The sequence below is a fragment of the Microcystis sp. M079S1 genome (assembly GCF_020246425.1).
Classification (GTDB): Bacteria; Cyanobacteriota; Cyanobacteriia; order Cyanobacteriales; family Microcystaceae; genus Microcystis; species Microcystis aeruginosa.
On sequence record NZ_JADBSZ010000320.1, the window covers coordinates 1 to 26760 of the forward strand.

The 26760-nt window shown below is 44.1% G+C and carries 29 protein-coding genes and 1 pseudogene; 15 read left to right on the forward strand and 15 right to left on the reverse strand.

From position 1 onward, the window contains the following. The 5 genes and pseudogenes from IM456_RS20590 to IM456_RS20610 form a co-directional block, all read left to right on the forward strand. On the forward strand, window positions 1-405 hold a 405-nt coding region (locus IM456_RS20590; protein ID WP_287694107.1), incomplete at its 5' end, for a formylglycine-generating enzyme family protein. Between the two features lie 214 nt (window positions 406-619). Beyond that, window positions 620-715, forward strand: a pseudogene (locus IM456_RS20595) (type II toxin-antitoxin system VapC family toxin); the annotation flags it as partial. Between the two features lie 165 nt (window positions 716-880). Beyond that, on the forward strand, window positions 881-1804 hold the full coding sequence (locus IM456_RS20600; protein ID WP_287694109.1) for a serine/threonine protein kinase: 924 nt from the start codon (window positions 881-883) through the stop codon (window positions 1802-1804). A gap of 183 nt (window positions 1805-1987) precedes the next feature. Further along, window positions 1988-2863, forward strand: a complete 876-nt coding sequence (gene glyQ / locus IM456_RS20605) for a glycine--tRNA ligase subunit alpha (RefSeq protein ID WP_004162850.1) — start codon at window positions 1988-1990, stop codon at window positions 2861-2863. A gap of 315 nt (window positions 2864-3178) precedes the next feature. Beyond that, window positions 3179-4834, forward strand: coding sequence for a lipoxygenase family protein (locus IM456_RS20610; protein ID WP_287694111.1), 1656 nt, complete (start codon window positions 3179-3181; stop codon window positions 4832-4834). 219 nt (window positions 4835-5053) lie between these two features. On the opposite strand, the gene rpsJ is transcribed toward IM456_RS20610, so the two are convergent. The 5 genes from rpsJ to rpsL form a co-directional block, all read right to left on the reverse strand. Beyond that, the gene (rpsJ, locus tag IM456_RS20615; RefSeq protein WP_002800099.1) at window positions 5054-5371 is read right to left on the reverse strand and encodes a 30S ribosomal protein S10; all 318 of its coding nucleotides are present in this window, start codon (window positions 5369-5371) and stop codon (window positions 5054-5056) included. Window positions 5372-5461: 90 nt separating this feature from the next. Continuing rightward, complete coding sequence (gene tuf, locus IM456_RS20620) at window positions 5462-6691, reverse strand: elongation factor Tu (protein ID WP_045360760.1); 1230 nt, start codon at window positions 6689-6691, stop codon at window positions 5462-5464. A 153-nt stretch (window positions 6692-6844) separates the two neighbouring features. Then, window positions 6845-8920: an elongation factor G gene (fusA, locus tag IM456_RS20625; RefSeq protein ID WP_287694114.1), complete on the reverse strand. Its 2076-nt coding sequence runs from the start codon at window positions 8918-8920 to the stop codon at window positions 6845-6847. 131 nt (window positions 8921-9051) lie between these two features. Further along, window positions 9052-9522, reverse strand: coding sequence for a 30S ribosomal protein S7 (gene rpsG, locus IM456_RS20630; RefSeq protein WP_002758831.1), 471 nt, complete (start codon window positions 9520-9522; stop codon window positions 9052-9054). A gap of 155 nt (window positions 9523-9677) precedes the next feature. Continuing rightward, a complete protein-coding gene (gene rpsL, locus IM456_RS20635; protein WP_002740176.1) occupies window positions 9678-10061 on the reverse strand; it encodes a 30S ribosomal protein S12 in 384 nt (127 codons plus the stop codon). Window positions 10062-10483: 422 nt separating this feature from the next. Here rpsL and IM456_RS20640 point away from each other — a divergent pair, with 422 nt between their 5' ends. From IM456_RS20640 to IM456_RS20650, 3 genes are all read left to right on the forward strand, one after another. Continuing rightward, the gene (locus IM456_RS20640; RefSeq protein WP_002800095.1) at window positions 10484-10819 is read left to right on the forward strand and encodes a type II toxin-antitoxin system RelE/ParE family toxin; all 336 of its coding nucleotides are present in this window, start codon (window positions 10484-10486) and stop codon (window positions 10817-10819) included. After that, window positions 10812-11975 (forward strand): HigA family addiction module antitoxin, encoded by a 1164-nt coding sequence (locus tag IM456_RS20645; RefSeq protein ID WP_287694116.1) that lies wholly within the window; start codon window positions 10812-10814, stop codon window positions 11973-11975. The genes IM456_RS20640 and IM456_RS20645 overlap by 8 nt, the downstream gene beginning before the upstream one ends. A gap of 108 nt (window positions 11976-12083) precedes the next feature. Continuing rightward, window positions 12084-13280 carry a DNA double-strand break repair nuclease NurA gene (locus tag IM456_RS20650; RefSeq protein WP_287694118.1) on the forward strand — a complete coding sequence of 399 codons (1197 nt, stop codon included), beginning with the start codon at window positions 12084-12086 and terminating at the stop codon, window positions 13278-13280. Window positions 13281-13474: 194 nt separating this feature from the next. Here the strand turns inward: IM456_RS20650 and IM456_RS20655 are convergent, their stop codons facing one another. Then, on the reverse strand, window positions 13475-14080 hold the full coding sequence (locus tag IM456_RS20655) for a LabA-like NYN domain-containing protein (protein ID WP_002739868.1): 606 nt from the start codon (window positions 14078-14080) through the stop codon (window positions 13475-13477). Between the two features lie 100 nt (window positions 14081-14180). Beyond that, complete coding sequence (metG, locus tag IM456_RS20660; RefSeq protein ID WP_149988353.1) at window positions 14181-15794, reverse strand: methionine--tRNA ligase; 1614 nt, start codon at window positions 15792-15794, stop codon at window positions 14181-14183. Between the two features lie 156 nt (window positions 15795-15950). On the opposite strand from metG, the gene IM456_RS20665 reads away from it, so the two are divergent. Next, window positions 15951-16667, forward strand: coding sequence for a lysophospholipid acyltransferase family protein (locus IM456_RS20665; RefSeq protein WP_287694121.1), 717 nt, complete (start codon window positions 15951-15953; stop codon window positions 16665-16667). Between the two features lie 275 nt (window positions 16668-16942). Here IM456_RS20665 and IM456_RS20670 read toward each other — a convergent pair whose 3' ends face one another. The 4 genes from IM456_RS20670 to IM456_RS20685 all read right to left on the reverse strand — a co-directional run bounded on the left by IM456_RS20670 (window position 16943) and on the right by IM456_RS20685 (window position 19615). Continuing rightward, the gene (locus tag IM456_RS20670) at window positions 16943-17167 is read right to left on the reverse strand and encodes a type II toxin-antitoxin system HicA family toxin (RefSeq protein ID WP_353737718.1); all 225 of its coding nucleotides are present in this window, start codon (window positions 17165-17167) and stop codon (window positions 16943-16945) included. Beyond that, complete coding sequence (locus tag IM456_RS20675) at window positions 17164-17367, reverse strand: type II toxin-antitoxin system HicB family antitoxin (protein WP_002776494.1); 204 nt, start codon at window positions 17365-17367, stop codon at window positions 17164-17166. The genes IM456_RS20670 and IM456_RS20675 overlap by 4 nt, the downstream gene beginning before the upstream one ends. Before the next feature lie 224 nt (window positions 17368-17591). After that, the gene (locus tag IM456_RS20680) at window positions 17592-18284 is read right to left on the reverse strand and encodes a Rho termination factor N-terminal domain-containing protein (protein ID WP_149979138.1); all 693 of its coding nucleotides are present in this window, start codon (window positions 18282-18284) and stop codon (window positions 17592-17594) included. Beyond that, a complete protein-coding gene (locus IM456_RS20685) occupies window positions 18281-19615 on the reverse strand; it encodes an AAA family ATPase (RefSeq protein WP_287694126.1) in 1335 nt (444 codons plus the stop codon). Before IM456_RS20685 ends, IM456_RS20680 begins: the two co-directional genes overlap by 4 nt. A 79-nt stretch (window positions 19616-19694) precedes the next feature. On the opposite strand from IM456_RS20685, the gene IM456_RS20690 reads away from it, so the two are divergent. Further along, window positions 19695-20114, forward strand: coding sequence for a GAF domain-containing protein (locus IM456_RS20690; protein WP_287694128.1), 420 nt, complete (start codon window positions 19695-19697; stop codon window positions 20112-20114). Here IM456_RS20690 and IM456_RS20695 read toward each other — a convergent pair. Continuing rightward, window positions 20094-21287, reverse strand: coding sequence for an NAD(P)/FAD-dependent oxidoreductase (locus IM456_RS20695; RefSeq protein WP_287694130.1), 1194 nt, complete (start codon window positions 21285-21287; stop codon window positions 20094-20096). The two genes, IM456_RS20690 and IM456_RS20695, sit on opposite strands and share 21 nt — an antisense overlap. 427 nt (window positions 21288-21714) lie before the next feature. Between IM456_RS20695 and IM456_RS20700 the strand changes: the two genes are divergently transcribed. Further along, window positions 21715-22065: a hypothetical protein gene (locus tag IM456_RS20700; protein WP_287694132.1), complete on the forward strand. Its 351-nt coding sequence runs from the start codon at window positions 21715-21717 to the stop codon at window positions 22063-22065. Here the strand turns inward: IM456_RS20700 and IM456_RS20705 are convergent, their stop codons facing one another. The 3 genes from IM456_RS20705 to IM456_RS20715 all read right to left on the reverse strand — a co-directional run bounded on the left by IM456_RS20705 (window position 22066) and on the right by IM456_RS20715 (window position 24520). Then, window positions 22066-22635 carry an ExbD/TolR family protein gene (locus IM456_RS20705; protein WP_287694134.1) on the reverse strand — a complete coding sequence of 190 codons (570 nt, stop codon included), beginning with the start codon at window positions 22633-22635 and terminating at the stop codon, window positions 22066-22068. It abuts the gene before it with no gap. A gap of 18 nt (window positions 22636-22653) precedes the next feature. Beyond that, a complete protein-coding gene (locus IM456_RS20710) occupies window positions 22654-23292 on the reverse strand; it encodes a MotA/TolQ/ExbB proton channel family protein (protein WP_081417888.1) in 639 nt (212 codons plus the stop codon). A 322-nt stretch (window positions 23293-23614) separates the two neighbouring features. After that, entirely contained in the window at window positions 23615-24520 is a 906-nt protein-coding gene (locus IM456_RS20715; protein WP_061430563.1) for a metal ABC transporter permease, read from the reverse strand. 134 nt (window positions 24521-24654) lie between these two features. Between IM456_RS20715 and IM456_RS20720 the strand changes: the two genes are divergently transcribed. From IM456_RS20720 to IM456_RS20735, 4 genes are all read left to right on the forward strand, one after another. Further along, window positions 24655-25173, forward strand: coding sequence for a cofactor assembly of complex C subunit B (locus IM456_RS20720; RefSeq protein ID WP_002734244.1), 519 nt, complete (start codon window positions 24655-24657; stop codon window positions 25171-25173). Between the two features lie 7 nt (window positions 25174-25180). After that, window positions 25181-25597, forward strand: coding sequence for an acyl-CoA thioesterase (locus tag IM456_RS20725; RefSeq protein WP_147070234.1), 417 nt, complete (start codon window positions 25181-25183; stop codon window positions 25595-25597). A 3-nt stretch (window positions 25598-25600) separates the two neighbouring features. Continuing rightward, window positions 25601-26230, forward strand: coding sequence for a DUF1361 domain-containing protein (locus IM456_RS20730; RefSeq protein WP_149985329.1), 630 nt, complete (start codon window positions 25601-25603; stop codon window positions 26228-26230). Window positions 26231-26599: 369 nt separating this feature from the next. Then, a partial coding sequence (locus tag IM456_RS20735) for a helix-turn-helix domain-containing protein (protein ID WP_287638694.1) occupies window positions 26600-26760 on the forward strand: 161 nt, incomplete at its 3' end.

Below are 26760 nucleotides of genomic sequence, written 5' to 3' on the forward strand. Positions count from 1 at the left end.
ACAGAAGCGGAATGGGAATATGCTTGTCGTGCGGGGACTACTACTCGCTATTATTTCGGTGATGATGCTAGTCAGTTAGGAGATTACGCTTGGTATGACGGAAATTCTCAGAAGACAACTCATCCTGTGGGCCAGAAAAGGCCCAATGCTTGGGGACTGTATGACATGATTGGCAATGTTTGGGAGTGGTGCGAGGACAATTGGCACGATAACTATATCGGAGCGCCAAAGGATGGCAGTGCTTGGCTGACAAATGATAATGATTATCCAATAGTGCGGGGCGGTTGTTGGTACAACGGTCCGGATGGCTGCCGTTCGGCTGACCGCTTCCTCAACCCCCGCCGCGACGGCCTCAGCAACAGCTACGGTTTTCGGGTGGTGTGCGGTGCTGAGAGGACTCTGTAACCCTTTTTCCCTTTTTTTCCCTTTTTACCCTTTTTCTCTTTTTCCCGCCGCTAGGCGGGTCGATTTTTTTTTGAGATTTTCTAGGGTGCGTCCTGGGGAGCTTTTGCCTTTTTGGGAGCAGTCCTACAGGACGCGAGCCGATGAAGATGCAAGGTTGGGTTGACGACAATTAAATAGGGTATGATGGACGTTGGATAGATTTTCTCCTATTGCCGTGAGCGAAACCGTCTATATTGAAACCAGTATCTTAGGCTACCTAACTGCTCGACCCCGCAGAGATATTATTGTGGCGGCTAATATTGAGATAAGCTGTCCTTGTGTTTAAACTGCTTGTTGAGATGAGACAAGAGGCGATGGTAAAGGGATTGGGGGAGATTCAGCTAATCTAAGGATAGGCACTTAAAATGCGTCTTAGCCTATTATTTGTGTTAATCTCATCTTTAAATATCAAAACCCCAAATCGTCTAAGGAGACAATGGCCGCCAATTCTCGGAATAAATCGCCCGTTTTTCTCGGCTGTTCTGGCAGAATCGCTATTTTTTGCCTCTTGATGTTATTATCGGCGGCAATAGGCTGGTTAATCGGTAAACAGTGGGTTAAACACAGCAATCAACCCCAAACCGTTAAACCCGTTTTTGCCACGGAGGAAAATAATTTTAATTCTGCCACAGATCCGGCATGGCAACGGAAAGCCGAGATGAGAAAGCGCCGTCTAGAGTTGGGAATTGATGGTCAGTTTTTTAAAAATCTCGTCAATGAATTGTTTAACCTCCGCTATGGGGATATCAAAGAGGAAAAACAGAAACAGGAACAAAGAGATATTTTAGCAGCAGAAATCCTCGATCGCTTAGAACGTCTCGATTCTGGCACTAGAGAAGCATTAGGTAGCTACGACGAGCAACAGCGAGAAAAATGGCGAGAACAAGTGAATCAGTTACGTTTAAGCAGTAGAGTCCTTAATTTACTCACTGATACTGCTTTTTTTCAGCTATTTCCCGAATTGACAGAAAGACCAAATTTTGATAGCGGCTTAGGTCAACTATGGAGTGGTTTGGCCTGGAATCAGTTACAATCTTTACAGTCTGGCCTATCCTACCAAGCGATCGAAAGTTTAGACGCGGGGGGAGAGGAAGTGATCGAGGCAATTCTCAGCCAGGGACAAGGAAAAGCCTATGCAATAAAATTGCGTTCCAGTGATCGGTTAGACTTAAATTTAGAGACGGAAGGCGAAGTTTTACTATCTTTCTACTCTCCCACGGGTAATATTACCCTTTTAGACAAGTCTAGCGATCGGCAATGGTCCGGTCAATTACCCGAAGAGGGATTTTATGAATTAGTTATTCTCCCCCAATCTTCTACCCCCGTTCACTTTCGCTTGCAGTTAAAAGTAAGTCAATGACTTTAACCGTCAGGAGACAGTTATCAGTTATCAGTTATCAGTTATCAGTTATCAGTTCACTGTTTACTGTTTACTGATCACTGAAAAGCTCCCCACTTCCCCACTTCCCCACTTCCCAATTCATAATTTATAATTTATAATTCCCACTTCCCCAACCCCTAACCCGCTTTTTTACTTTTTCCCATGTCTCTAACTTTCCAAGCTGTTATCGCTAAATTAAATGAATTTTGGGCTGATCGCGGTTGTTTAGTTGCTCAACCCTATGATACCGAAAAAGGTGCGGGAACCATGAGTCCCCACACTTTTTTAAGGGCAATTGGTCCGGAACCTTGGGCCGTTGCCTATGTGGAACCCTGTCGTCGTCCAACGGATGGCCGTTATGGCGAAAATCCCAATCGTTTTCAGCATTACTATCAATATCAAGTCCTAATTAAACCCTCTCCTGATAATATTCAGGAAATCTATTTAGACTCCCTGCGGGTGTTAGGAATTAACCCAGAAGATCACGATATTCGCTTCGTGGAAGATAACTGGGAATCTCCCACCCTCGGCGCTTGGGGTGTGGGTTGGGAAGTGTGGTTAGATGGTATGGAAATCACTCAGTTTACCTACTTTCAACAGTGTGGGGGTATCGATTGTCGTCCCGTGGCGATCGAAATTACCTACGGTTTAGAAAGATTAGCCATGTATCTGCAAGATGTAGAGGCAATTAATAAAATTCAATGGAATGAAAATATCCTCTACGGTGATATTTTTCTGCAAAATGAAATCGAACAATGTACCTACAATTTTGAGGCTTCCAATCCTGAGTTATTATTTAGTTTATTCAGTTTATATGAACAGGAAGCTAAACAATTAATTGATCGCTCTCTGGTGATTCCCAGTCTAGATTATGTTCTCAAATGTTCCCATACTTTTAATTTACTCGATGCTAGAGGTGTGATTGCTGTAGCTGAAAGAACCCGTTATATCGGCAGAATTCGCAATTTAGCTCGACAGGTTGCTCAATTGTATTTACAGCAACGGGAAGCTTTAGGTTTTCCCCTACAAACGGTTTAGCAATCAGTTATCAGTTATCAGATGGGAGTTTTCAGTTCACTGTTTACTGTTCACTGATAAAATCTCCCCAACCTTAAACCAGTAACCTTGTACCTCATAGGTGCGAGAATTAATATATTAAGTTTTGCAAACCGATGCAATATTTCGGGAATCTAACCCAGTTCTAGCTGTATATAATGGGTGAGAATATATCTAGCAGGTAATTTACCTCAAAAGACCCTTTTGTTGGAGGTAATTCCTTACCTTGACTAGCCTATTCGTGCCATGAAAAAGACTAAACTTTTTAAGTTCTAATTTTTTAGACAAGGAGTTATTTTGCTGACACCATCGCTACCCAAAAATGATCCTGATCCAGTCAAAAGACAAGATCTATTAAGACGACAAAAACAAGTGTACATTTATGATTACGTTAATGGTATCACCCTCGTCAAAGATTTACCTACCCACGAAAACTTTTCTATTTCCTATCAAGTAATGCGGGGTAAAGGTTTCAGTGCTTTAATTGCCAATGGAGTCGCCACAAGGGTAGAAAATATCTTCGATCCCTTTGACAAATTAGAAGATTACGAACAACTTTTTCCTATCCTTCCCCAACCCACAAGCATTAAAACTTGGCAATCTAACACAAGTTTTGCCTACCAAAGATTAGCGGGAGCAAATCCCATGGTAATCCGCGGGATTAGCAGCTTACCAAATAATTTTCCCGTCAGCGATGCTATCTTCCAAAAAGCTATGGGACCCGATAAAACCATTGCCTCGGAAGCCGCTAAGGGTAACTTATTTCTAGCAGATTATGCCCCCCTACACCACCTAACTTTAGGCAGTTATCAAAGGGGTATGAAAACTGTGACAGCACCTCTTGTCCTTTTCTGTTGGCGTGCTAGAGGTTTACGGGGTCAAGGGGGATTAGTACCAGTTGCCATTCAATTGTATCAGGATCCGACCCTACCTAATCAGCGCATCTATACCCCCGATGACGGACTTAATTGGTTAATGGCGAAAATTTTCGTCCAAATTGCCGACGGAAATCACCATGAATTAGTTAGTCACCTCACCCATACCCATTTAGTAGCGGAAGCTTTTGTTTTAGCCACAGCTACCGAGTTAGCACTTAATCATCCTCTGGCAATTCTATTAAGACCTCATTTTCAATTTACCCTCGCTATTAATAGTTTAGCCGAGAGCGAGTTAATTAACCCCGGCGGATTCGTTGATCGTCTATTAGCGGGGACCCTAGAAGCATCTATCGAGCTAATTAAGAGTTCCTATCGTCAAAGATTGGATAATTTCGCCGATTATGCCCTACCAAAGCAATTAGAATTGCGCCAAGTCCAGGATACCTCGCTACTACCAGATTACCCCTACCGAGACGATGCTCTCTTACTTTGGCAAGCAACGGAAACCTACGTCAAAGATTACCTAAGTCTTTACTATACTTCCGACGCGGACGTAAACGAGGATACAGAATTACAAGCTTGGGCGCAAAAATTGATGTCACCTGAAGGTGGAGGCATCAAAAAATTAGTTTCTGACGGAGAATTAGACACTTTAGCCAAATTAGTCGAAGTTGTCACCCAGATAATTTTTGTGGCCGGACCACAACACGCGGCGGTTAATTATCCTCAATACGATTATCTCGCCTTTAGCCCCAATATTCCCCTAGCGGGTTATCAATCCCCTCCCAAAGCAGCTGAGGAAGTGGATATAGATTATATTCTCCGTCTTTTGCCGCCCCAGGCCCAAGCCGCTTATCAATTGGAAATTATGCAGACTTTAACAGCTTTTCAATTTAACCGTTTTGGTTATCCATCCCGAAGTGCTTTCCCAGATCAACGTGCTTACCCGATTTTGGCGGTTTTCCAAGCTAAATTAAAAGCGATCGAAAATGAGATCGATCGGCGCAATTTAACCCGATTTACGCCTTATATTTTCCTGAAACCCTCTCGCATACCCAATAGTATCAATATTTGATTTTAGCCTGAGTTCAAGAGCAACCGAAACCCTAGAAGTGGGAAGTGGGAAGTGGAGAGAAGGGAGCGGGTTTTAAAAGTTGGATTGGGAGTTAATCATACTATTAAAAACGGATTTGGTATAGTACCAATTCTCACCCACACAAACTAGACGAGAAACATCATAACAAAGAGTCTCTAAGAAAAAAAGATGTTAGCGATAACATCTTTTTGGCATTTTTTACAATTTAACTTCAATATCAACCCCTGCGGGCAAATCTAATTTCATCAAAGCATCGATTGTCTTAGAAGAGGGTTGGTAAATATCAATAATGCGGCGATGGGTGCGGGTTTCAAAATGTTCACGGGAGTCCTTGTCAACGTGAGGGGAACGCAGGACACAATAAATCTTTCTTTTGGTCGGTAGGGGAATCGGTCCGATCGCTGTGGCGTTAGTTCTATTGGCAGTATCGACAATCTTCTCACAGGAAGTATCGAGTAAGCGCCGGTCAAAAGCTTTCAAACGAATGCGAATTTTCTGTTGTTGTAGCGTAGCCATAATTTCACCTATTGCAATTGTCAAGGTACAAAATAAAGACAGTAACGGAGCAGCTTTTAAATTCACTGCCCCGTTAATTAGTAGATTAGCCTACTTGATAATTTTCGAGATAACGCCAGAACCGATGGTGCGACCACCTTCGCGAATAGCGAAGCGCATACCCTGTTCAATAGCGATCGGGTTGATCAGTTCCACGGTCATTTTGATCCGGTCTCCCGGCATGACCATTTCTACAGTGCTGCCATCATCGGCGGTGTAGTCTTGGATAGTGCCAGTTACGTCAGTTGTCCGTACATAGAACTGAGGACGATAGTTTTTAAAGAAAGGAGTGTGACGACCACCCTCTTCTTTACTTAACACATACACCTCACCTTCAAACTGGGTGTGGGGTTTGATTGTACCCGGTTTAGCGATAACCATGCCGCGCTCGATGTCGGTTTTTTGGATACCACGCAGGAGGATACCAGCGTTGTCACCGGCCATCCCTTGGTCAAGACTTTTCTTGAACATTTCGATCCCGGTGACGGTGGTGGCGCGGGTATCTCTGATCCCGACCAATTCCACGTTATCACCCACTTTCACAATACCGCGTTCGATCCGACCGGTAGCCACCGTCCCCCGACCAGTAATCGAGAATACGTCTTCTACCGCCATCAGGAAGGGTTTATCGATATCCCGTTCAGGGGTGGGGATATAGCTATCTACCGCTTCCATTAATTCATAAATTGCGTCCACCCACTCGTTATCGCCTTTTTGGGCCTTGGGGTTTTTGGTCATGTACTCGAGGGCTTCTTTAGCAGAACCGGCAATAATGGGGATTTCGTCGCCAGCGAAGTCGTAATTGGTGAGAAGTTCGCGTACTTCCAGTTCTACGAGTTCCAGTAACTCCTCATCGTCCACCATATCTTTTTTGTTGAGGAAGACCACGAGGTTAGGTACACCCACCTGACGAGCCAGCAGGATATGTTCCCGGGTTTGGGGCATCGGGCCATCAGCGGCCGAGACCACGAGAATACCACCGTCCATCTGTGCCGCACCGGTGATCATGTTTTTTACATAGTCGGCGTGGCCGGGGCAGTCCACGTGAGCGTAGTGGCGATCAGCAGTTTCGTACTCAACGTGAGCGGTGTTGATGGTGATCCCGCGAGCCTTTTCTTCGGGAGCGGCATCGATTTCATCGTATTTTTTAGCTTGGGCATTACCCAAGGCCGCTAGGGTCATAGTGATAGCGGCGGTGAGGGTAGTTTTGCCGTGGTCAACGTGACCGATCGTACCGATGTTAACGTGGGGTTTCGTCCGTTCAAATTTAGCGCGTGCCATTTACTTTCTGTTCCTTTGTTTTTTTTTCTTCTTCAGGTGGGTGAACAGTAATCAGTCACCAGAGATCAGTTTTAAGTTAGCAGTTATTAGGGTTGACCGACCAACTTTAAATGATCGGTTTATTCTCACTGCTCACTGGTCACTGGTCACTGATTAACCGTTCCCTTTACTTTTGGTGATAATCGTCTCGGCCACGTTGCGGGGGACTTCTTCGTAATGGCTAAATTCCATGGTGAAGATGCCCCTTCCTTGGGTTTTGGAGCGAATATCAGTGGCGTAACCGAACATTTCCGCTAGGGGAACTTTAGCGGAGACTTTGGCGATGCCGGTCTCGGTTTCTTGACCTTCGATTTGTCCCCGACGGGAGTTAAGATCACCGATGACGTTACCGATGAAGTCTTCGGGTACTTCCACTTCCACCTTCATCATCGGTTCTAGGAGAACGGGAGAAGCTTTCATCACCGCTTCTTTGATCGCCATGGAACCGGCAATCTTAAAGGCCATCTCGGAGGAGTCCACATCGTGGAAAGAACCATCTACAAGGGTTGCTTTCAGGTCGATGACGGGATAACCCGCAACGATCCCCGATTCGCAAGCTTCTTTCATCCCTTGTTCTGACGGACTGATGTATTCTTTGGGGATAGCACCACCGACAATTTTGGAGACGAAGACAAAGCCTGACCCCGGTTCACCCGGTTCGAGTTCGATGACGACGTGGCCGTACTGCCCTTTACCACCACTTTGACGGATAAATTTACCCTCAGCGCGCACGGGTTTGCGGACGGTTTCCCGATAGGCCACCTGGGGAGCGCCCACCGTCGCTTCGACTTTGTATTCCCGGAGCATTCGATCGACTAGGATTTCCAGATGCAGTTCTCCCATTCCAGCGATTACCGTTTGATTGGTTTCGGGATCAACTTTGACCCGGAAGGTGGGATCCTCATCGGAGAGAGCTTGCAGAGCTTTGCTGAGTTTCTCGATGTCCTGTTTGGTTTTCGGTTCCACCGCCACGGAGATAACCGGTTCGGGGATAAAGAGGGATTCTAGGATAATCGGGTTCTTATCATCACAGAGGGTATCCCCGGTAATGGTGTTTTTCAGTCCGATCGCCGCTCCTAGATCACCGGCGCGCAGTTCATCCACTTCGATCCGTTCGTTGGATTTGAGGACGATCAGGCGAGCGATCCGTTCTTTGGTTCCTTTGGTGGAGTTGTAGGCGTAGCTGCCCTTGGCTAACACACCGGAATAGACCCGCAGGAAGGTTAAACGACCGAAGGGATCGGCCATGATTTTGAAGGCGAGAGCGGAGAAGGGCGCATCGTCCTTAGCTTCCCGGATTGCCTCGCTGCCATCGGGAAGAATCCCTTTAACGGCGGCTACTTCCGAGGGTGAGGGCAGATAATCGACAACGGCATCAAGGAGCAGTTGTACCCCTTTGTTTTTGAAAGCCGAACCGCAGAGGACGGGAACAATTGTACCTGCAATCGTCCCTTCTCTGAGACCGCGTTTGATTTCGGCTTCGGTGAGTTCTTCACCTTCTAGATATTTTTCTAGGAGTTCTTCATCGGCTTCCGCTACAGCCTCCACCAGCTGCACGCGGAATTCTTCGGCCTTTTTCAATAAGTCTTCGGGAATGTCGGTTTCTTCTATGTCTTTCCCTAGATCGTCCTTATATATATAGGCGCGCATCTTGACGAGATCAACGATCCCGCTCAGTTCGCTTTCCGCGCCGATCGGCATTTGGATGGGAACGGCGTTAGTTCTGAGGCGATCTCTTAATTGTTCGTAAACTTTGAAGAAGTTCGCTCCCGTTCTGTCCATTTTGTTGATAAAGGCAATCCGGGGTACTTTGTACCGATCGGCTTGTCTCCAGACGGTTTCCGATTGGGGTTGTACACCACCAACAGAGCAGAAAACCGCCACTACTCCATCGAGTACCCGCATGGAACGTTCCACTTCAATGGTGAAATCGACGTGGCCGGGGGTGTCAATGATGTTGATGCGATGATCTTGCCAACTGGTACTGATGGCGGCGGCGGTGATGGTGATTCCTCGCTCCCGTTCCTGTTCCATCCAGTCGGTAATTGCCGTTCCGTCGTGGACTTCGCCCAGTTTATGAGCGACTCCCGTGTAGAACAGGATTCTTTCTGTTGTCGTTGTTTTGCCCGCGTCTATATGAGCGGCGATTCCGATGTTTCGCACTCTCTCTAGCGGGATAGTCCGTGCCACAGCAACCTCCTTGCTTTGCTTGCCAGTGATGGGATTTTGTTCTAGGATTTTTTACACTATTTACAATTCTATACTTTTCTTGACAGTTTTTTGGCGGCAGCGGTGTAGTCCACCGCCCTTAAAGTATCTTTTTAGTAACGATAGTGGGCAAAGGCTTTGTTTGCCTCTGCCATCCGGTGGGTTTCTTCCCGTTTTTTGATCGTGCCGCCGGTTTCATTGGCCGCATCCATGATCTCGTTAGCTAGTTTACCAGCCATGGTTTTGCCACCTCTAGTCCGAGCATAATGGACTAACCAGCGTAGTGCCAATGTACTACCACGATTGCTCCGTACTTCCATCGGTACTTGATAGGTGGCTCCACCGACCCGGCGGGCTTTCACTTCCACTAGGGGAGTGGCGTTTTTAACGGCTTTTTCAAATACTTCTAGGGGTTCTTGACCGGTACGTTCGCCGACGGTTTTCAGGGCATCGTAAACGATATTAGCGGCTAGGGATTTTTTGCCCGATCGCATGATCCGGCGGATGGTCATGCTGACTAAACAGCTATTGTAAACGGGATCGGGGGGAATAGGACGTTTTTTGACGTTTTTACGGCGAGACATCGGAATATTCCTGAATTTTCTAGGTTAACTTTAACTTTTGCTTGACAGTCGGATGATTACAGCCCATCTCAAACCCTCTCCTGCGAGTCTTCAGTCTCTTGGGTTAACTTTGACCGACTCGGTGGGAGTATTTTCTTGGTTAATCAATTCCCTGTTTATTTAGCGGCGGGTTTGGGGCGTTTGGTTCCGTACTTAGACCGCGCCTTTTGGCGGTTTTTCACCCCGGTGGCATCGAGGGTGCCGCGAATGATGTGATATCTGACTCCGGGTAGATCTTTGACCCGACCGCCCCGAATGAGGACGACGGAGTGTTCTTGCAGGTTATGACCGATGCCCGGGATGTAGGCTGTCACCTCAAATCCAGAGGTCAAACGTACCCTAGCCACTTTCCGTAGGGCTGAGTTGGGTTTTTTCGGTGTGGTGGTATATACTCTTGTACAAACTCCCCGACGTTGGGGGCATTGTTTGAGGGCGGGAGATTTGGTTTTTCTTTTCGCTTTGGATCTTTCGTCGCGTATTAATTGCTGAATGGTGGGCATGATAGGGCTGTATCTAAGGTTACTCTGAACTCCTATTACCGAAGGTCAAATCGTTGACAAAAGGTCATTATAGCAAATTGTTGCTCTTGTTGTCAAGTCCGCGATTGTGCTTTTCTCCGGTTTAGATGTTAGAGATTGTCTTTTTCTTGGGCGGCGGCGGCACTCAATTCGGGCGTTATTAGGCGATAAAATTACAGCTTCGTTGTTTTGGCTTGATAGTGCGATTTTAGCGATAATTATCACCTGATTAATCGGCTAATATCTGAAAAACTGTCTCTAGCTAACCTCATTTTCAGAACTGGTGTCTAGACTATTAGCTCTTAACGATATATTTAGAGCGTTTGTACTGGATGCAACCCAGGTGTGCTGCCATAAAATATTGTTAACCTTTGAGGTTAACAATATTACAAGGGTCATCTACAATGGATATTGTATTTAAGGAAAAAAAATTTGAGAACGAATGCAATAGCCAAAGACTACTGAAAAAACAGTATGGAGAGAAGATGGCTAAGAAAATCAGGCAAAGACTCGACGACTTAAAAGCAGTTATTGTCCTGGAGGAAATGCGATCGCTGCCGGGACGTTGCCACGAATTGTTACATAACCGTGCTGGACAACTATCTCTAGATTTAGTTCATCCTCTCAGACTAATTTTTGAGCCAGCTAATATACCGATTCCTCAAAAAGCAGACGGGGGAATTGATTGGAAGAAAGTAACCGCAGTCGTAATTATTGGCATAGATGACACCCATGACTAATACTATTGAGAACAGATATGCACCGGATTTTATTTCTCCACCGGGAGAAACCCTTGCCGAAATCCTAGAAGAAAGAAATATGTCTCAATCGGAACTCGCCCAACGCATGGGCAGACCAAAAAAGACTATCAATGAGATAATAAAAGGTAAAGCGGAGATTACTATCGATACCGCCTTACAGATACAGTTAGTGTTAGGAACTCCCGCCAGTTTCTGGATAGAGCGCGAAAGACTTTATCGGGAATATTTAGCGAGAAAAAATGAGAATCAAAGATTAAAAGGTTATTTAGGCTGGTTAAAACAAATTCCTTATCGCCAGATGACTGAATTAGGCTGGCTCAAGTTTGATGAGGATAAAATAGAGCAATTACGAGAGAGCTTGAATTTTTTTGCCGTTGTCTCCCCTGAGCAATGGGAGGAGATTTGGGGGATAAATTTATCGATTGATTTTAGAAAGTCTCAGGCATTTGATAGCGATCGAGGGGCAATAACAGCATGGTTACGTCAAGGAGAAATAGAAGCATTGAAAATTAATTGTGCTGATTACAACGAGTTGAAATTCAGAGATGCCTTGCGACAAATTCGTTCATTAACTGTTAAGTCGATCGAAGTATTTCAACCGCAAATGATCGAGCTTTGTGCGGCAGCGGGGGTTGCCTTAGCCTTTGTCCCTGAACTTCCGAAAACAATGGTACACGGTGCTACCCGTTGGTTAGATTCTCACAGAGCTTTAATTCAATTGAGCGATCGATACAAAACAAACGATCATTTTTGGTTTTCTTTTTTTCATGAAGCTGGTCATATTTTATTACATGGGAAACGAACTTTATTTTTAGAGGGGCAAGATAAAGATATTCGAGATAAAATTAAAGAAAAAGAGGCGGATGTTTTTGCGGCTAATTTCTTAATTGCTCCCAGAGATTGGCAGAGATTTATCGCCAATAATTCTCTGAATAGAAAAGCTATTAATCAATTTGCCGAACAACTAGGAATACACCCTGGTATTATTGTTGGTAGAATGCAACATGAGCAAATTATTTCTTATCAAAACTGCAATGATCTCAAGGACAAATATTGTCTAAATACGCAAGATTCCTTTTTGGGATTGACGAGCGACTCCCCAAAAGGAAAACTTCCTATCTCACCATTAAGATAACTGCTGTAAGCGGAGATTACTAAGGATAAATTTGGACATAATTGACAAAATTAGCATTAGAGACAGGAAATTGCGATAACATCAAAAAAAGTCAGGGAGAGGATAGCTATGCTCGATCTTGCGAAATTAGCGGCAAAAATGCCAGGAATCAGTCAACATTTTCAACAGGAAGTGGCAGCTAGTCGCGAGCGAGTGCAACGGGCTAAAATTCTTTTAGAACAAGCTCAACAGCAACAGGAAAAACTGCTAGAACTCTATCATAACTGGCACGATCGCCTAATTTTCTCTGTCGCGCTACCGATCGAACCTCTCGACACCCGCATTACTATCCTTCCCGCTCCCGAAAGTCATAGCGTTTTTGCCACGGATGGTTCCCAAATTGCCCCTTCTCACCACGAAATCGCCTACTGTTATCTAATTAATATCGGTAGGATTATGTTGCACTATGGTCAAAATTTACACCCTCTCCTCGATAGCATTCCCGAAGTCTATTACAAATCAGAAGACCTCTACATTTCTAAACAGTGGGGTATTCGCGTGGATGAGTGGATGAGTTATCGTCGCACGGTATTAGAAAGCCAAATGTTAGCGGAAATGGCTACTCGTTGGGTAAAACCCCCTGGAGCCCATTATGAACCAAATTTAGCCCTCGTGGATGGTTCTTTGATCTATTGGTTTATCGATAGTCTCCCCCCGGAAGCAAAAGATTTAATTTTGCCACCGATTTTTCAGTCTTGGGACGATTTAAAATCAGCTAGAATCCCGCTTATAGGTTATATTAGTGCTTCTCGTAGCACGGAAGGCTTAAATTTCCTGCGTTTACAATCTTGTCCCCATGATACTCCCAATTGCTTGATCAATTGCGGTGATTTAGACCCAGAAAAAACCCCTTGTCGCGTTGTCGATCCTCTCCGGGATGCTTCTCTCTGGGGTTATTTATTGGAACCGGGGCAAAGAAGTCCTTTTTGGCGCAGTTCTTTGAAAATACTCGATCTTTATGGGGATGAACATCGCATTTACTTCTGTTATCTCCATGTGGGGACGGAAATCGCTAGGGTAGAGGTTCCTGCTTGGGTGGTGGAGGAGCGAGAATTACTCGATCGCTCTTTGAGTATTTTACTGGCCCAGGTGTTAAAAGGTTATGGTTATCCGATCGCCTTAGCGGAAGCGCACAATTTAGCAGTGATTAAAGGTGGCGATCGCCTGCGTTTTTTTGCCCTTTTGGAACAACAGATGATTAAAGTCGGTTTACAGGATGTGGGAACATCTTATAAAGAAGCGAGAAAGCGCAGTAGTATCGCTTGATAGTAAATCTGTTGAGTATAGGCTACATATCAGGACAGGCAAAAGGCAATAGGTAAGAGGCAAAAGAGGGAATAAATAATCAGTCTTTAATAACCGGATTTAGTATCACTGATAACTGATAACTGATAACTGATAACTGATAACTGAAAAAGGTGGGAATTACCCACCTTAAACTTGATTTTTGCCGAATTTTTCTAGCGACTGCTCCGATCTTGGTCCAAGACGCTGACGGGGAAATTATTATAACCAACGTGATGCTTGCTGGTTTTTTGAATTTCTTCTTTGATTTGATCTAGATCAACATAGCGATCGGCTACATTAATTAAACTATCACTGGTCATCGATCGCAAACTAACCACTTCCACTCGCGCACCACGGTAACTGACGGAATCGGCAGCATAGGCCAAATCCCCATCACCACTGACAATTACTGCGGTATCATAGGAACCCACTAGCGCCATTAAATCCACGGCAATTTCCACGTCAAGATTGGCTTTTTTGGAACCATCGGGCAATTGTACCAGATCTTTAGCGATGACTCGATAACCGTTGCGACGCATCCAGAGGAGGAATCCCTGCTGTTTTTCGTTAGTGCGATCAACTCCAGTATAAAAGAAGGCGCGCAAGAGACGAGAACCAGCAGTTAAACGACAAAGTAATTTGGTGTAGTCAATTTCGATACCTAATTGCAGAGCCGCATAAAATAAATTGGAACCATCGATGAAAATCGCCACACGACCGCGATTTTCTAGCACTTGTTCGGGGGTGAAGACTGGGGCCGTGTCATAATCATCAAACATTTTATTTTTCCTCGTTTGTTAAAAGTTTAGTGTTGATTGTTTGCCAGTTGTATCCGAAAGGACAACAGACCTTAAAAAATAGAGTTATTAAAAAATTCCTTTAGGAATCGTTTAACGGCAGTTCTAGTTTAGAAAAGATCGGTTCAGGTGTTCCTAGTTGTGGATTTGTGGGTAATCCCCATTGACAGTGTTGGGAAAAAGAGACACCATCGGGGTAGTTTTCCCCATCCTCCGACCTGAAAGTATTAAAATCAATAACAAAACCCAGTTGTTGATAAATTTTACTGCTTAAGGTCGGTATTATCGGTGAGAGTAGGTAGGCACAGAGTCTTACTGATTCCAAAACCGCATAGAGAACCTGTTCTACTGCCGCTTGTTGTTTCTGTTTAAATAAACTCCAGGGCGCACTCTCATCGATAAACTTGTTACTAGCGCGAATTAACGCCAATATTTCCTCACAGGCTTGATTAAATTGTAGCGCATCATACTTCTGTTCAACAATGACCCCTAGATTGATCCCCATATTCTTAAGACGATTATCGTTCGGGATATCTACGCCAGTCAACTGGGGGGGGATATTTTGGCAGTATTTTTTAACCATGCCTAGGGTGCGATTGAGGAGGTTGCCTAAATCGTTGGCTAAATCTGCGTTAAGAATATTAACAAATCTGGTTTCCTGAAAATCGCCATCCTGTCCTAATTCAATCTCTTTGACGAAATAGTAACGGACGGCATCGGCCCCATAGCGCTCAACCAAATCGAAGGGATCGAGGGTATTACCGAGACTTTTGCCCATTTTCCGCCCGTCTTTGGTCAAAAAGCCATGGCCGAACACTCTTTTGGGCAAGGGTAAACCCGCCGACATTAGCATAGCCGGCCAATAAATGGCATGGAATCTTAATATATCTTTACCGATCAGATGCAGATTGATCGGCCACCATTTGGCCAAGGCATTTTCTAGGGTGGGTTCGTCTTCGGGGTCGAGAAGGGCGGTAACATAGCCAAGAAGGGCATCAAACCAAACGTAGATGGTATGCTGACCATCGTGGGGAATAGGAAACCCCCAAGCGACATTAACCCTAGAGATGGAGAAGTCCTGTAGTCCCTGGTTGACGAAGTTGAGAACCTCATTACGTCGGCTTTCCGGTTGAATAAAATCGGTTTGCTCTCGGTAAAGTTGTTCTAGTTGTGCCTGATACTTAGAGAGACGGAAAAAATAGTTTTCCTCGTCGCGCCATTCGGCGGCCAGATTAGTATGAATGGGACAACAGCCATTATCTAACAGTTCTCTTTTTTCCTTAAATTCTTCACAGGCGACGCAATACCAACCCTGTTGGCGATCGAGATAGATATCGCCCTTTTCCCAGACTCTTTCAAAAAATTCGTTAACAATTGCCTGATGACGGGGGGCAGTGGTGCGACTAAAGCGATCATACTGGATGTGTAGCTTTGCCCAGAGATTGGCAAAACTGGTGGCAATGCGATCGCAGTGTTCCTGGGGATTGAGTCCTTTGGCCGCCGCAGTCCGTTCGATTTTCTGTCCGTGTTCGTCGGTTCCTGTAATTAAGAGGACAGAATTGCCCTGTAACCGCTGCCATCGTGCCATAACATCCGCTACGATCGTCGTGTAAGCACTACCGATGTGAGGGATATCGTTGACATAATAAAGAGGTGTTGTCAAAGCAAATGTTTTTCGCTCATTCAAATCATTCATGAAATTTATTTTTTTAAATAGACGAGGCTGCCCCGAGGCTGATCCGTAGATGATTGGGACATAATCCCTTATATTTTATGATCCTCTAATTCTGTTTTATCCTTTAGTTGTGATCTAAGTCAATAAAAACAATCTTAAGGCCGATTTTTTTTTTCCATGAAGCTGCTTACCCCCCTATCTACCTCTCGTTTAATTCTTGATACCACGCGCACGAGTCTGTTTACCGTCGGTCAAGAAAATCTACCCGGCCAAGGAGTGGCGATCGTGGTAAGTAACCATCGTAGCTTTTTGGACGCGCCGATCTTAATTCAAGCTTTGGGCAAAACTCTCCCGATTGCCTGTCATCACTACATGGGAAAAACGCCGCTTTTGCGGGAATTAATCGGAGAATTGGGCTGTTTTCCCTTTGATACCCCCGAAAAACGCCACCGGACTTTTTTTCGGCAAGCAACGGATTTTTTACAGTCTGGACGATGGATTGGTTTATTTCCAGAAGGTGGATCGCCGATGTTAAATTTGACTCCTCCTCGTCAAATTAGCCGTTTTCAAAGTGGATTTGCCCATTTAGCCCTGCGTTGTCCCGTGGAGAATCTATCTGTCTTACCTGTGGCCATTCTCTCCGAGTCGGAAACCGCTATTAGTCCTTTTCCCGTGCGTTTGCTACGCTTATTAGATACCACGGAACCTTTATTCGATCAAGATGGTTGGCATCCCGTTGTATTTTATCATCGTGTCAAGGTGGCGATCGGTCGTCCCTACCGAATTACTGAAAGCGATCGCTCAGATTATCAAGGTAAACAAGGAAAAAAAGCCCTTAATCGTTTAATTGGTCATTGTCAGTCGGAAATTAGCGATTTATTGCTGAAAGGGTAGGTCAGGAGTCAGGAGACAGGAGAAAGGAGGCAGCTTTTTTCTTCCCACTTCCTAACTCATAATTCATAATTGATACTGGAGTGATTTGTTATAAGTAGGGAGACACAATTATTTGTAGGATGGGTTAGCAGTAGCCTAACATGATCGGGCGTTGGGTTTCATGCTTCAACCGTTCGGCAAAAGCTCACGGCCGAAGCACAACCTTGAATGATATTATCAGTCTAACTCTCGGTCGGGTGCAGTGATTGGTTAGACAGATGGACTTTAGATGAAGTTTATGGAGATTTCCGCTCTCCTTCTGGGATCATGGCTGTAATCATGATGTTACGCAATGTTCCAGTAGGTAAATCTCTCCCTTGATGGTAAGGTACGATAACTTGAGTATCTTGATCCCTACCACGCCATTTTCTATGACTACCCTTCTGAGAGATCAGTTCAAAGTTATACTTGCGTAATATGCGCTCAACCTCGTCAGCATTCATTCTCCTGAGTCGAGTCATCCCACCATAACCTCACGGATTACTGCTCCTGGTAGAAGGTCGATAGCATCAGGTTGTAAATAAAGCTCGATCGCTTCGCGTATATTATTGAGAGCTTCCTCTTGTGTAATACCGGCAGATGTGCATCCGGGCAGTTCCGGACACCAAATTGCCCATTCGTTTGTATCGGGATCGGGTTCAAGTATCACTCGCCATTTCATAGGGACTAAATCCTTAGAGAACTACCCAAGATGATAACAGATGGACTCCACAAGCATAATCAATGCTCAAGCCCGGGATGACTCGATAGTGGTTCACGTTGAAAAAGCTCCCAATTCCATATCTTCGTTAGAAAGGCTTTGCTGCCATTTTAATTCACTTTCAATATCTTCTAGCAATTGATAATTCATAATTGATCATTCACTTTGGTTGATACTCCTTTTTCTTATTGCGCTAATATTCTGACTAGCTCTGCTTTCTTCATCTTGCTTAAACCAACGATTCCCTTTTCTTTGGCTAGAGTCTTTAATTCAGAAACAGTCTTGAGTTTGAGAGTTTCTTCTGAAAACTCCTCAATCACTGCATCTTGTTGAGATTGAGGAGTGAGATAAAAGACAGTTTTGAGTAAATCTAATCCCTTCCCTTTTGTAATTCCACACTTGAGGGCAACAATTGAATCTAAACTCTTCCAGAATTGACGGGGAGCCTCATCAATCCTAGCAGTAGCAGTAGCTAATTTAACTGTTTTTAGTGGGCTATTCGGTTGTTCAATCAAGAACTGTAAAGCAGATTTAATTTCTTCTCTTGAAGCTGTTGACAGATTTAGTTTTGGGGTTTCCTCTCTTGCCAAAACTCTGGATATATTCCTAGCATCTTCTGTTCCATCGGCAATAATACACCAAATTCTTTCTAGTCCAGCCCTTTCAGCCACAGCATAAACAAATGAGTTGCCGATAACTTCATAGCGATCCTCTGATAGTTCTTTGACGATTACAGGGAGCCAATTGCGTCCACCTGTCTGCTGTAATAGTTTGGCAGCAACTTCAATTAAAAAACTATCAGCATCGGTCCCATTGGTAATTTCTATTTCATCTAAGTAGAGATACTTCAAAGTACCAATATCGGTATATTCCATCATGGTAAAAAATACTCCTTTGCTAAGTCTTTGTAGTAGTCATAAACGGAACGATTTTTATAAACAGCCGGCACGCGAGCGAAAGCAGCACTGGCTATAATAGCGTATTCTGGCAGGTGATGAATATGTAAATCTTTTTTGGCATTAGTATATCTGGGATAAAAATAGTGTACAAGGTTTTTGTCATTTTTTAGTATTTGATTAATTTCTTTTTGGGCAAGCTGTAACTGTGGTTGAGTAATCTTCTCACCGTTGAAAAAAATTGGTAAGGCTATGGGAGTCCCATCTTTTTTTAATTTTTGCATTTCCGGCAGAAACTCCTTGATGGCAGTGGCTGCATTATTAAGGGAGAATGAATTGTTATGTTTTGTGGGTAAGAGGACAACATCGGCAGCATAAACAGCCAGCCGGCTAGTAAATCGCCAATTGGGAGCTGCATCTATAAAGATGTAATCATATTCATATCTAGCTAAGTCTAATTTTTTATGGAGAGTGGACACTGTCATTTCAGGATGAAAGTCAGATTCCGTCAGCCCTGATATTTTATTATCAGCAGGAACAACATCGAAGGTAATTTGTAGTTTTGTATTCTTAAAAATATAGGGACGAATCACTGATCTTAGATCAATATTGCGGTCAGTTAAAGCCTTTTCTAGGAGGCCATCTTCTGGGTTTATATTTAGGAGAGAGCTAGTTAAATCTCGTTGATTAAAATCAAAGTCTAAAACTAGAACTTTTTTACCTAAAAAAGCAAGAATAGCCGCAAGATTTACGGTTGTGGTGGTTTTGCCTACACCGCCTTTATTATTGTAAATAGTAACTGTTAATGCTTTGGGAGTATTGTCAATTTTTGTCTTGATCAGAGCTATAGTATTATCAATGTTATCAGGAGTTAGCTCTATGCAAGTAGTGGCAGGAAAAATGATTTTACCATGTTTTCTAAATAACTGGATGTGTGAACCGTTAGTGATAATTCCCCATTGGGCTGCTTGACACTTAGTCCCTAATAACTGACGCTTTAACTGATTGACAGTTGCCTTATAACCTGGACTATTTTCAGTTAAGTTAGTATATCTATCTTTTAACTCTATTAGCAGAAAAGGATTACTCTTTGTCTGCAAAAAAATATCGTTTGCTAGGTTTCTCCTAGTGGCAAAGTCGGTAATCCCACCGCCTCCCGTGTCGTACTCTGGAATTCTCTCCGTGGTTGAAAATCCTAAATATGATATCAGGTAAGGTGCAAAGTTGGTGCTAACGATCGCTTCCGACGCATCTTGAGGCAAATCCTCAAGATAAGATTTGAGACTTTTTACTTTGGGGGTGTTATCTTTCATTTCAGTTCACAAACTATAGACTAAAGTTAATGAATTGCTCTTTTTTTGAGTATAACACCCCATCACCCTATCACCCCTTATGGAAAAATTAACTAATCTCGATCGCATTGCTGAAGAAATTTTAGGTTTAATTCCAACAGAAACGGTTATCATTGCCGAATTTGACGGTGATAGTATTGATTATCGTGCGGGTGCGGGTAAAAATACCCAGGCAATTGTGGGCAAAAGGGGTGATATTGCCACGTCGGGATTGTGTACGGTGGTTTATCAGGGGAGTTGTCCGGTGGTGGTGGGACAAACTCTAGGAGATAATCGCATTCGTCAGGATATAGCGGTCGCTTTGGGGATAAAAACGGCTTTAGCTGTGCCAATTAGGGTTAATAATCAGTTATTTGGCGCAGTAATGCTGTTAAACCGTCTCGATGGTCAGGAATTGACCGATCGAGATAGTTTGTTAGTGGAGGAATATCTGAACTCGCTACTCAGAGATGAGGGATAGAAGCGGTTGGGTAATCCAGTTAAATGCTACGGCGATTTGATGGTTAAGGGTGGGCAGACGGTAGAGATAGACTAAGCGACGGGTAAGATGGGCAAGGGGACCGGCTAATTCTAGTCCTAAACCGCTAATCGTAGCTTCATCGATGCCGAGGGTCAACATTTCGCCTAAAGGTTGATAACGGAAGGGTAAAGCTGGTTTATCGTGGAAACTCGCCCAAATATTCCAAGCGCAGTAGTCGGACTGTTGAAGGGCGACCTGGGCCGTGGCAGCGTATGGTTTATCCTCTTGATCGCGACTATCGGCCGCATCACCGATCGCGTAGATACTGGGGTTTTCGACAGTTTGTAAATATTGATTAACTTTTAGTAATTTGCGCTCACTATGTGCTATGGGCAAATTAGCGATCAGTGGGGAGGCGATCGGGCTAACGGTCCAGAGAATTAGATCAACGGGGATATTGTCGATCTGTCCTTTGTAGTCAAGGGAGAGGCGATCCGCTTGGATGTCGGCGACGGTGGTTTCGAGGTCTAACCAAACTAGACGTTTTTCTAGGGCTTTTTTGGCGGTGTCGCGGTTAAATTGGGTTGAAGGGCCAAGTATATCGCTATTTCTTTCGATCAGACGAATTCTTCCCCTTTCTCCGAGGCGATCGGCCAGCTTACAGGCTAATTCTACGCCGCTATAACCGCCCCCGATAATGGCGACCCGAATTTTATCGCGATCGGATTGTTCTAGGGTTTTGAGTCGATCCCGAATACGATAGGCATCCTCTAGACTCCGAAAGGGGATAGCGTGGGTTCTGGCCCCGGGTAGGAAGTCAAGGGAGGATTGACCACCGAGGGCGATCACGAGGCGGTCGTAGCATATATCGTTTTGATTGTCAAGGGTTATTTTATGATTATTAACATCGATCGCCGTGACGGTTCCCTGTTGGAAGTCAACGGGGGTATTGGCGAGCAATTCGCTGAAAGGGGGGGCAATTTCCCAGGATTGCAGTTCTGAGGTGACTAATTCGTAGAGAAGGGGAGAAAATAAAAAGCGATCGTTTTTATCAATTAAGGTAATTTGGGGGGGGTGTTGATCAGGCCAGGGCAATTGACTCAAACGTAAAGCAGTATAGAGTCCACCAAAACCACCACCGAGAATACAAATTTTTGGGATTGAGTCAGTCATATCGATCGCTGAGGGTTTTGTTTCTTATTTTGACACTCCCTGCCGTAAAATGGACGGGGATTCTCGGTGCAATGACTCCAGTGGTCTTGACATCCCTAAAATTAGATTGGCAACCATAGTTTAATTATCTACCCAGCCAAATCGTCAGCAAAGCCAAAATTGTAGCCAGAAAAAGGATATGATTCATCCAATCGTCGAAAGACCAATTTTTAAACATAATTAGTTCCTGAAAATCGAGGCTTACCGCTCAACAGCTTACCTTAATTCCTGATAGAAGTGCTATCGGGTGCAGCTGGTTGACCGGGGCAATATATTAAGATTAGTTAAGGGCAGTAAAGGGATCGTTAAATCAATCATAAATTGTTATAGTCCATTTCCTCTAGAGCCTAGCATAGAGGGGAAGCATCCTTAATCCCTAGGTAATTGCATGAATGGACTACAACAACAGATTATCAGTCTTGATCGGAAAGTCGATCATCTACAGGATATTGTCGAAAGCCTCGGCCGGCAAATTGCTATCCTAGCTGGGGATAGATCGAGTCGTTCCCCGCGAGAGTCCCTGGAAATGGTCGGTTTTTCCGAGTTATCCGATAATAGCCTCTACGATCATAAAGATATTCTCCGGGATCACGGTGGCAAACAAGCCCCTGCTATCAATGGCGATAATTCTTTTGCCGATGAAATCCAAATTCGCCGATTAACGGCACAATTGACGGCGGCTTACAATCGCATTGCTGCTCTCGAAGAACAATTACTCAGCTATCGCATCCATTCCTAGTTAATTTCTGCCCAGAGGATTGGGTAAACTGGGTGAGGTGGGATTAGTCGGCAAATTGGGCAAAGGATTGCTATTTTCCATGGTGGGATTGTTAGCCTCCCCCGATAGAGTCGCTAAAGCCACGCGATCGCCGCCTACCTGTCGCAGTAGGTCTAAAACCCCAACCACTTCGTTATAACTGGCATTACGGGAGGCATTCAGTACCATCAGTCCATTGGGGCTATATTGATGATAATTCTTGATTGCCTCGAACAACTGGGGGCGAGTCACCATCTGTTTTTCGACGTAGAGTTGTCCGAAATCATCGAGACTAACCACCAACATTTCCCGCATCGGGGTGGTGGCGGTACTAGCTTTCGGTAAATCGAGGCTGATAGCCTGTTGGCGAGATAATCCCACTGCACCGAGAATAAAGAAAGTGAGAATACAGAAAATTACATCGATCAAGGGAATGATATTAACCTGCACATCCTCTTGAATGCGGTGTTGATCATGCCATAATTTGAGCGGACGAGCCGTAATATGGCTACTTTTTGGCTTTTTGTGGTTAAGAGATTTAGTTTCGGCCATGCTTGATAAGGGAGAGATTTAGCGATCAAGAGGTTTTTCTAGGTTAGCACTGAGGGCGTATTGTTGGTCTTCTTGGTGTAACCAGCGTTGGCGGTAGATAATTTCTAAATCACTGCCGGCCTTGCGAAAAATTCGGGCTTGATTGAACCAGAGTCCCTGAAAAACACGATAGAAAGCGAGGCTAAAAATAGCGACAATTAGGCCGGTAGCGGTGGAAATTAAAGCTTCACTAATACCTAAAGTTACTCCTGCTGTCGAGGAAGTTCCCAGGTCACTTAATTGAATATTGGCCAAAGAGGTAATTAAACCGAGTACCGTCCCTAATAATCCTAACAGGGGAGAAAGGGCAATGACTGCCTCAAGGATTTTATCGCCCCGTTTCATTAGGGATAATTGTTCATCGGCAGCCGATTCGAGGGCAAAGTGAAAAACCTCTGGGTCTGGATTTTCTAAGCGCAGGGGAGCATAAAGATAGCTACCAATGGGGTGATTGCGGGAATCCCGGGCCACTTTTGCCGCCAAATCCCAGTTACGGATGGCGGATTCCATAATGCGATTTAAAATCTGGCCCTCACTGAGGAGAGTACGACTCCAAAACCAAATTCGTTCGATAATAGTGCTAAGAGCTAAAATAGACAGAAAAAGCAGCGGCCACATGGCCACTCCGCCTTTTTGGATTAAATCAGTTATAGTCACGAGTTGTTTTGTTCCTCCAATACCGGGCGATTCGGGCTTGATTATTTAGTTTAAGATTTAAGTCGATCGATTGACATTTATACTTTTTATACCATTTTTCAAAAATCGTGCCATACTTAAGGCGTTTCTCCTAAAGATGAAGTATAACCTGATAGGGCATCCTCTACTGTCTCGGAGTCTCGACTAGGAAATTAATTCTGCACGACTACTTATAGCCGTTATCAGTTTTTTAGCCGTCGGCTTTTTTTGATCACTTGCCAAAAACCCCACCTTCTGCTGCCAACTAACGTCGTCTCAACAAATTTTTCATCTCTCCCCAGATAGAAAGTTGACCACCTAGACTAGAGGGATGAGTGAAAATTCCCTGACGGGGACTGAATAAAAAGGCCAACATAAATAGGGTAAAAGCGACAAGCACGATCGCAGGTCCAGAGGGTAAATTCCAGTAATAACTTAAATACATCCCACTGATACTAGAAATAATACCCACACCCACACCTAAACCCATGACTTGATGGAGACGGGTAACTAAAAGATAAGCAGTGGCCGCGGGGGTAATCAAAAGGGACAAAACGAGGATTACTCCCACCGCTTGGAGACTAGCAACGATGGTCAGACCGATCAGGAGCATTAAGCCTAAATCTAATAAATTTACCGGTAAACCCGCCGCTTGCGCCCCTATTTTATCGAAAGTGTAGAATAATAGTTCTTTATACAGGAGCAAAACGGTTAACAAAACGATAACGGCAATAATTAGGGTATCGCGGATGTCGGCAGCAGTGACACCCAGAATATTGCCGAAGAGAAAGTGATTCAGGTCAATTTTGTTGTTTTTTTGGATGAGAGTGATCAGGGTGATGCCAAGGGCAAAAAAAGCCGAGAAAACGATACCCATGGCCGCATCTTCTTTAATTGGGGAACGATTACGGATCAAGTTAATCAGTAGAGTACTGACCATTGAGGCTAGTAAAGCACCCAGTAGCAGATTAAAATTACCAATAAAAGCGATCGCTAATCCGGGCAAGACCGAGTGACTGATGGCATCGCCCAAGAGGGCCAAACGTTGTACCATCAGGTAGGTTCCCACCACCGCACAAATGATCCCGACGATGATAGCTTCAATTAGGGATCTCTGCATGAAACTATACTGTAAGGGTTCGATTAATCCTGTTAATAGATTGTTGCCCATGAATCTGCCTTGGGGTTAAATTTTTCTGATTCTCGATCGAGGTTTTGCTCCTAGGGTCTATCTTCTGATCGGGGGAGAAGATAGGTTAGGATAATTAGGATTAATTGTAAGTTTTTTCGCTCCTAACTGCCGCCATGGATACCCCCGTTCTTTCCTCAACTTTTTTTCTGACTCTCCTGCTCATGGTGGGATTATTCTTTTTTATTCGCGGTTCCGTCAAAGAGCGTATCGAACAGCGTGTCTATCTTACCAGTACCAGTGACGACCAACTATTAGAACAACTGCGAGATTATTTTGACCGACGTTCCTATCAAGTCAAGGCGATCGAACCCGAACAGAATATTGTCAGATTACAGGGTTTTGTGCCGCCTAGCCCCTTCCTAGCGATATTTTTGACAATTTTGGCGGCCTTGGGTTTATTTTGCTTCTCACTGGTGTTATCGGTGTTATTTCCCGATACTAATCCCTATATTTTTGCTCTTGTGGGTTTATCTCCCCTCGCGGGTGTTTTCTATTGGCAAAAAGTCGGCCGTTTAGAAGAAGTGGCTTTTAAAGTAGAAAGCAAATCTCAGCAAACGGAATTAACTGTCAAAGCCCATCGGGACGAGTTAAGACAACTACAAGATAGTTTAACCTTTCTGGAAAGACAATAAGCTTTTTATGCCCTACGAGCGCCTAATTTATCTGGCCGATACCGATGCGGCCGGTGTGGTTTACTTTGCCCATCTTCTCTCGATCTGTCATGAAGCCTACGAGTTTTCTTTAGCACAATTTGGCATCAATATCAAGGATTTTTTCAAAGATTCTCCGGTTGCCCTACCGATTACTCAAGCGGAAATCCAGTTTTTTCGGCCCCTTTTTTGTGGCGATCGCATACAAATTGATTTCACTGCCCGATCCCTGAGCGAAAACGAGTTTCAATTGCAGTATAAAATTTATTTGGCTGAAATCATGGTCGCAAAAGCGAAAACTCGCCATGTGTGCATCGCTCCCACTAATAGACAAAGAATCCCTTTACCGGAATCTTTAAAACATTGGTTAGGATATTTATCAACCCTAGAGGAGACTGGTATTTAAGGGATGATTTGGGCAGATTTAACGATAATTTTAACTAGGGATTGGTGGCACAATGCTTGGCAATTATTTAACCTCAGTACCGAGAGAATTGTCTGGAATTCTTTTCTGGCCTTTATCCCCTTTATCCTTAGCTTTTGGCTATTTCGGATCGCCCTCGATCGTTCCCTACTCTGGTGGTTAATTCTCTTAGTTTTCCTGCTTTTTTTACCCAATGCTCCCTATATTCTCACCGATAGCATTCATTTAATCGCCTATCTTCAGCAGGATTACGCCAAAAGTTTAATTTTTTTAGTTTTAATCCCCCAATATAGTATCTTTATTTTTATTGGCTTTCAGCTATACGTTCTCTCCTTACTTAATTTAAAAAGTTATTGTCAGCAAAGTCAGCTAAATTCAGCAGTTTTACCCCTAGAAATAACTCTCCATTTTTTAAGTGCGATCGGTATTTATCTAGGGCGTTTTCTCCGGCTGAATAGTTGGTATCTAGTCACTCAACCGCAGCAACTATTCTGGAGTTTGCAGAATTTACTGACTCAAAAACCTTTGATATTCATCTCTATCTGTTTTTTAATTATTTGGGTACTATACGAAATCAATAAAAGGCTTTACAATCGATTTTTTGGCTACAATTAACGCCTATCGGGGATTTCGACCCTCTCCTAGTCTCTTTCCGATTAATTAAAAGATAGTAGGAAGACAGAGATCAATTGACCGCAGCGAAAGTAGTCGTGCAAAATTAATTTCCTAGTCGAGACAGGAGACAGGAGACAGGAGACGGGAGACGGGAGACGGGATACAGCTATTAGGGATCGGATTTGAGTTTTCAGTTCACTGTTTACTGATCACAGCAGAAGTCTGACGGAGTAGTGGCTTAGATGTGTAATTAATTGTGCTTAGATACTTATGATCATCGAAAATTTGGGTCTGAAACCCCGCCGTTTTACGGCGGCTTTGCTGTTAAATATGAGCATCGTTTACGAAATATATGCTAAAATATGAGACATGGAAAAAGCCTATTCTTACCGATTTTACCCCACACCCGAACAAGAGTCGCTATTGCGGCGCACATTGGGCTGTGTAAGATTAGTTTACAACAAAGCTCTCCACGAACGAACACAAGCTTGGTACGAAAAGCAAGAAAGAGTAGGCTACGCTCAAACTTC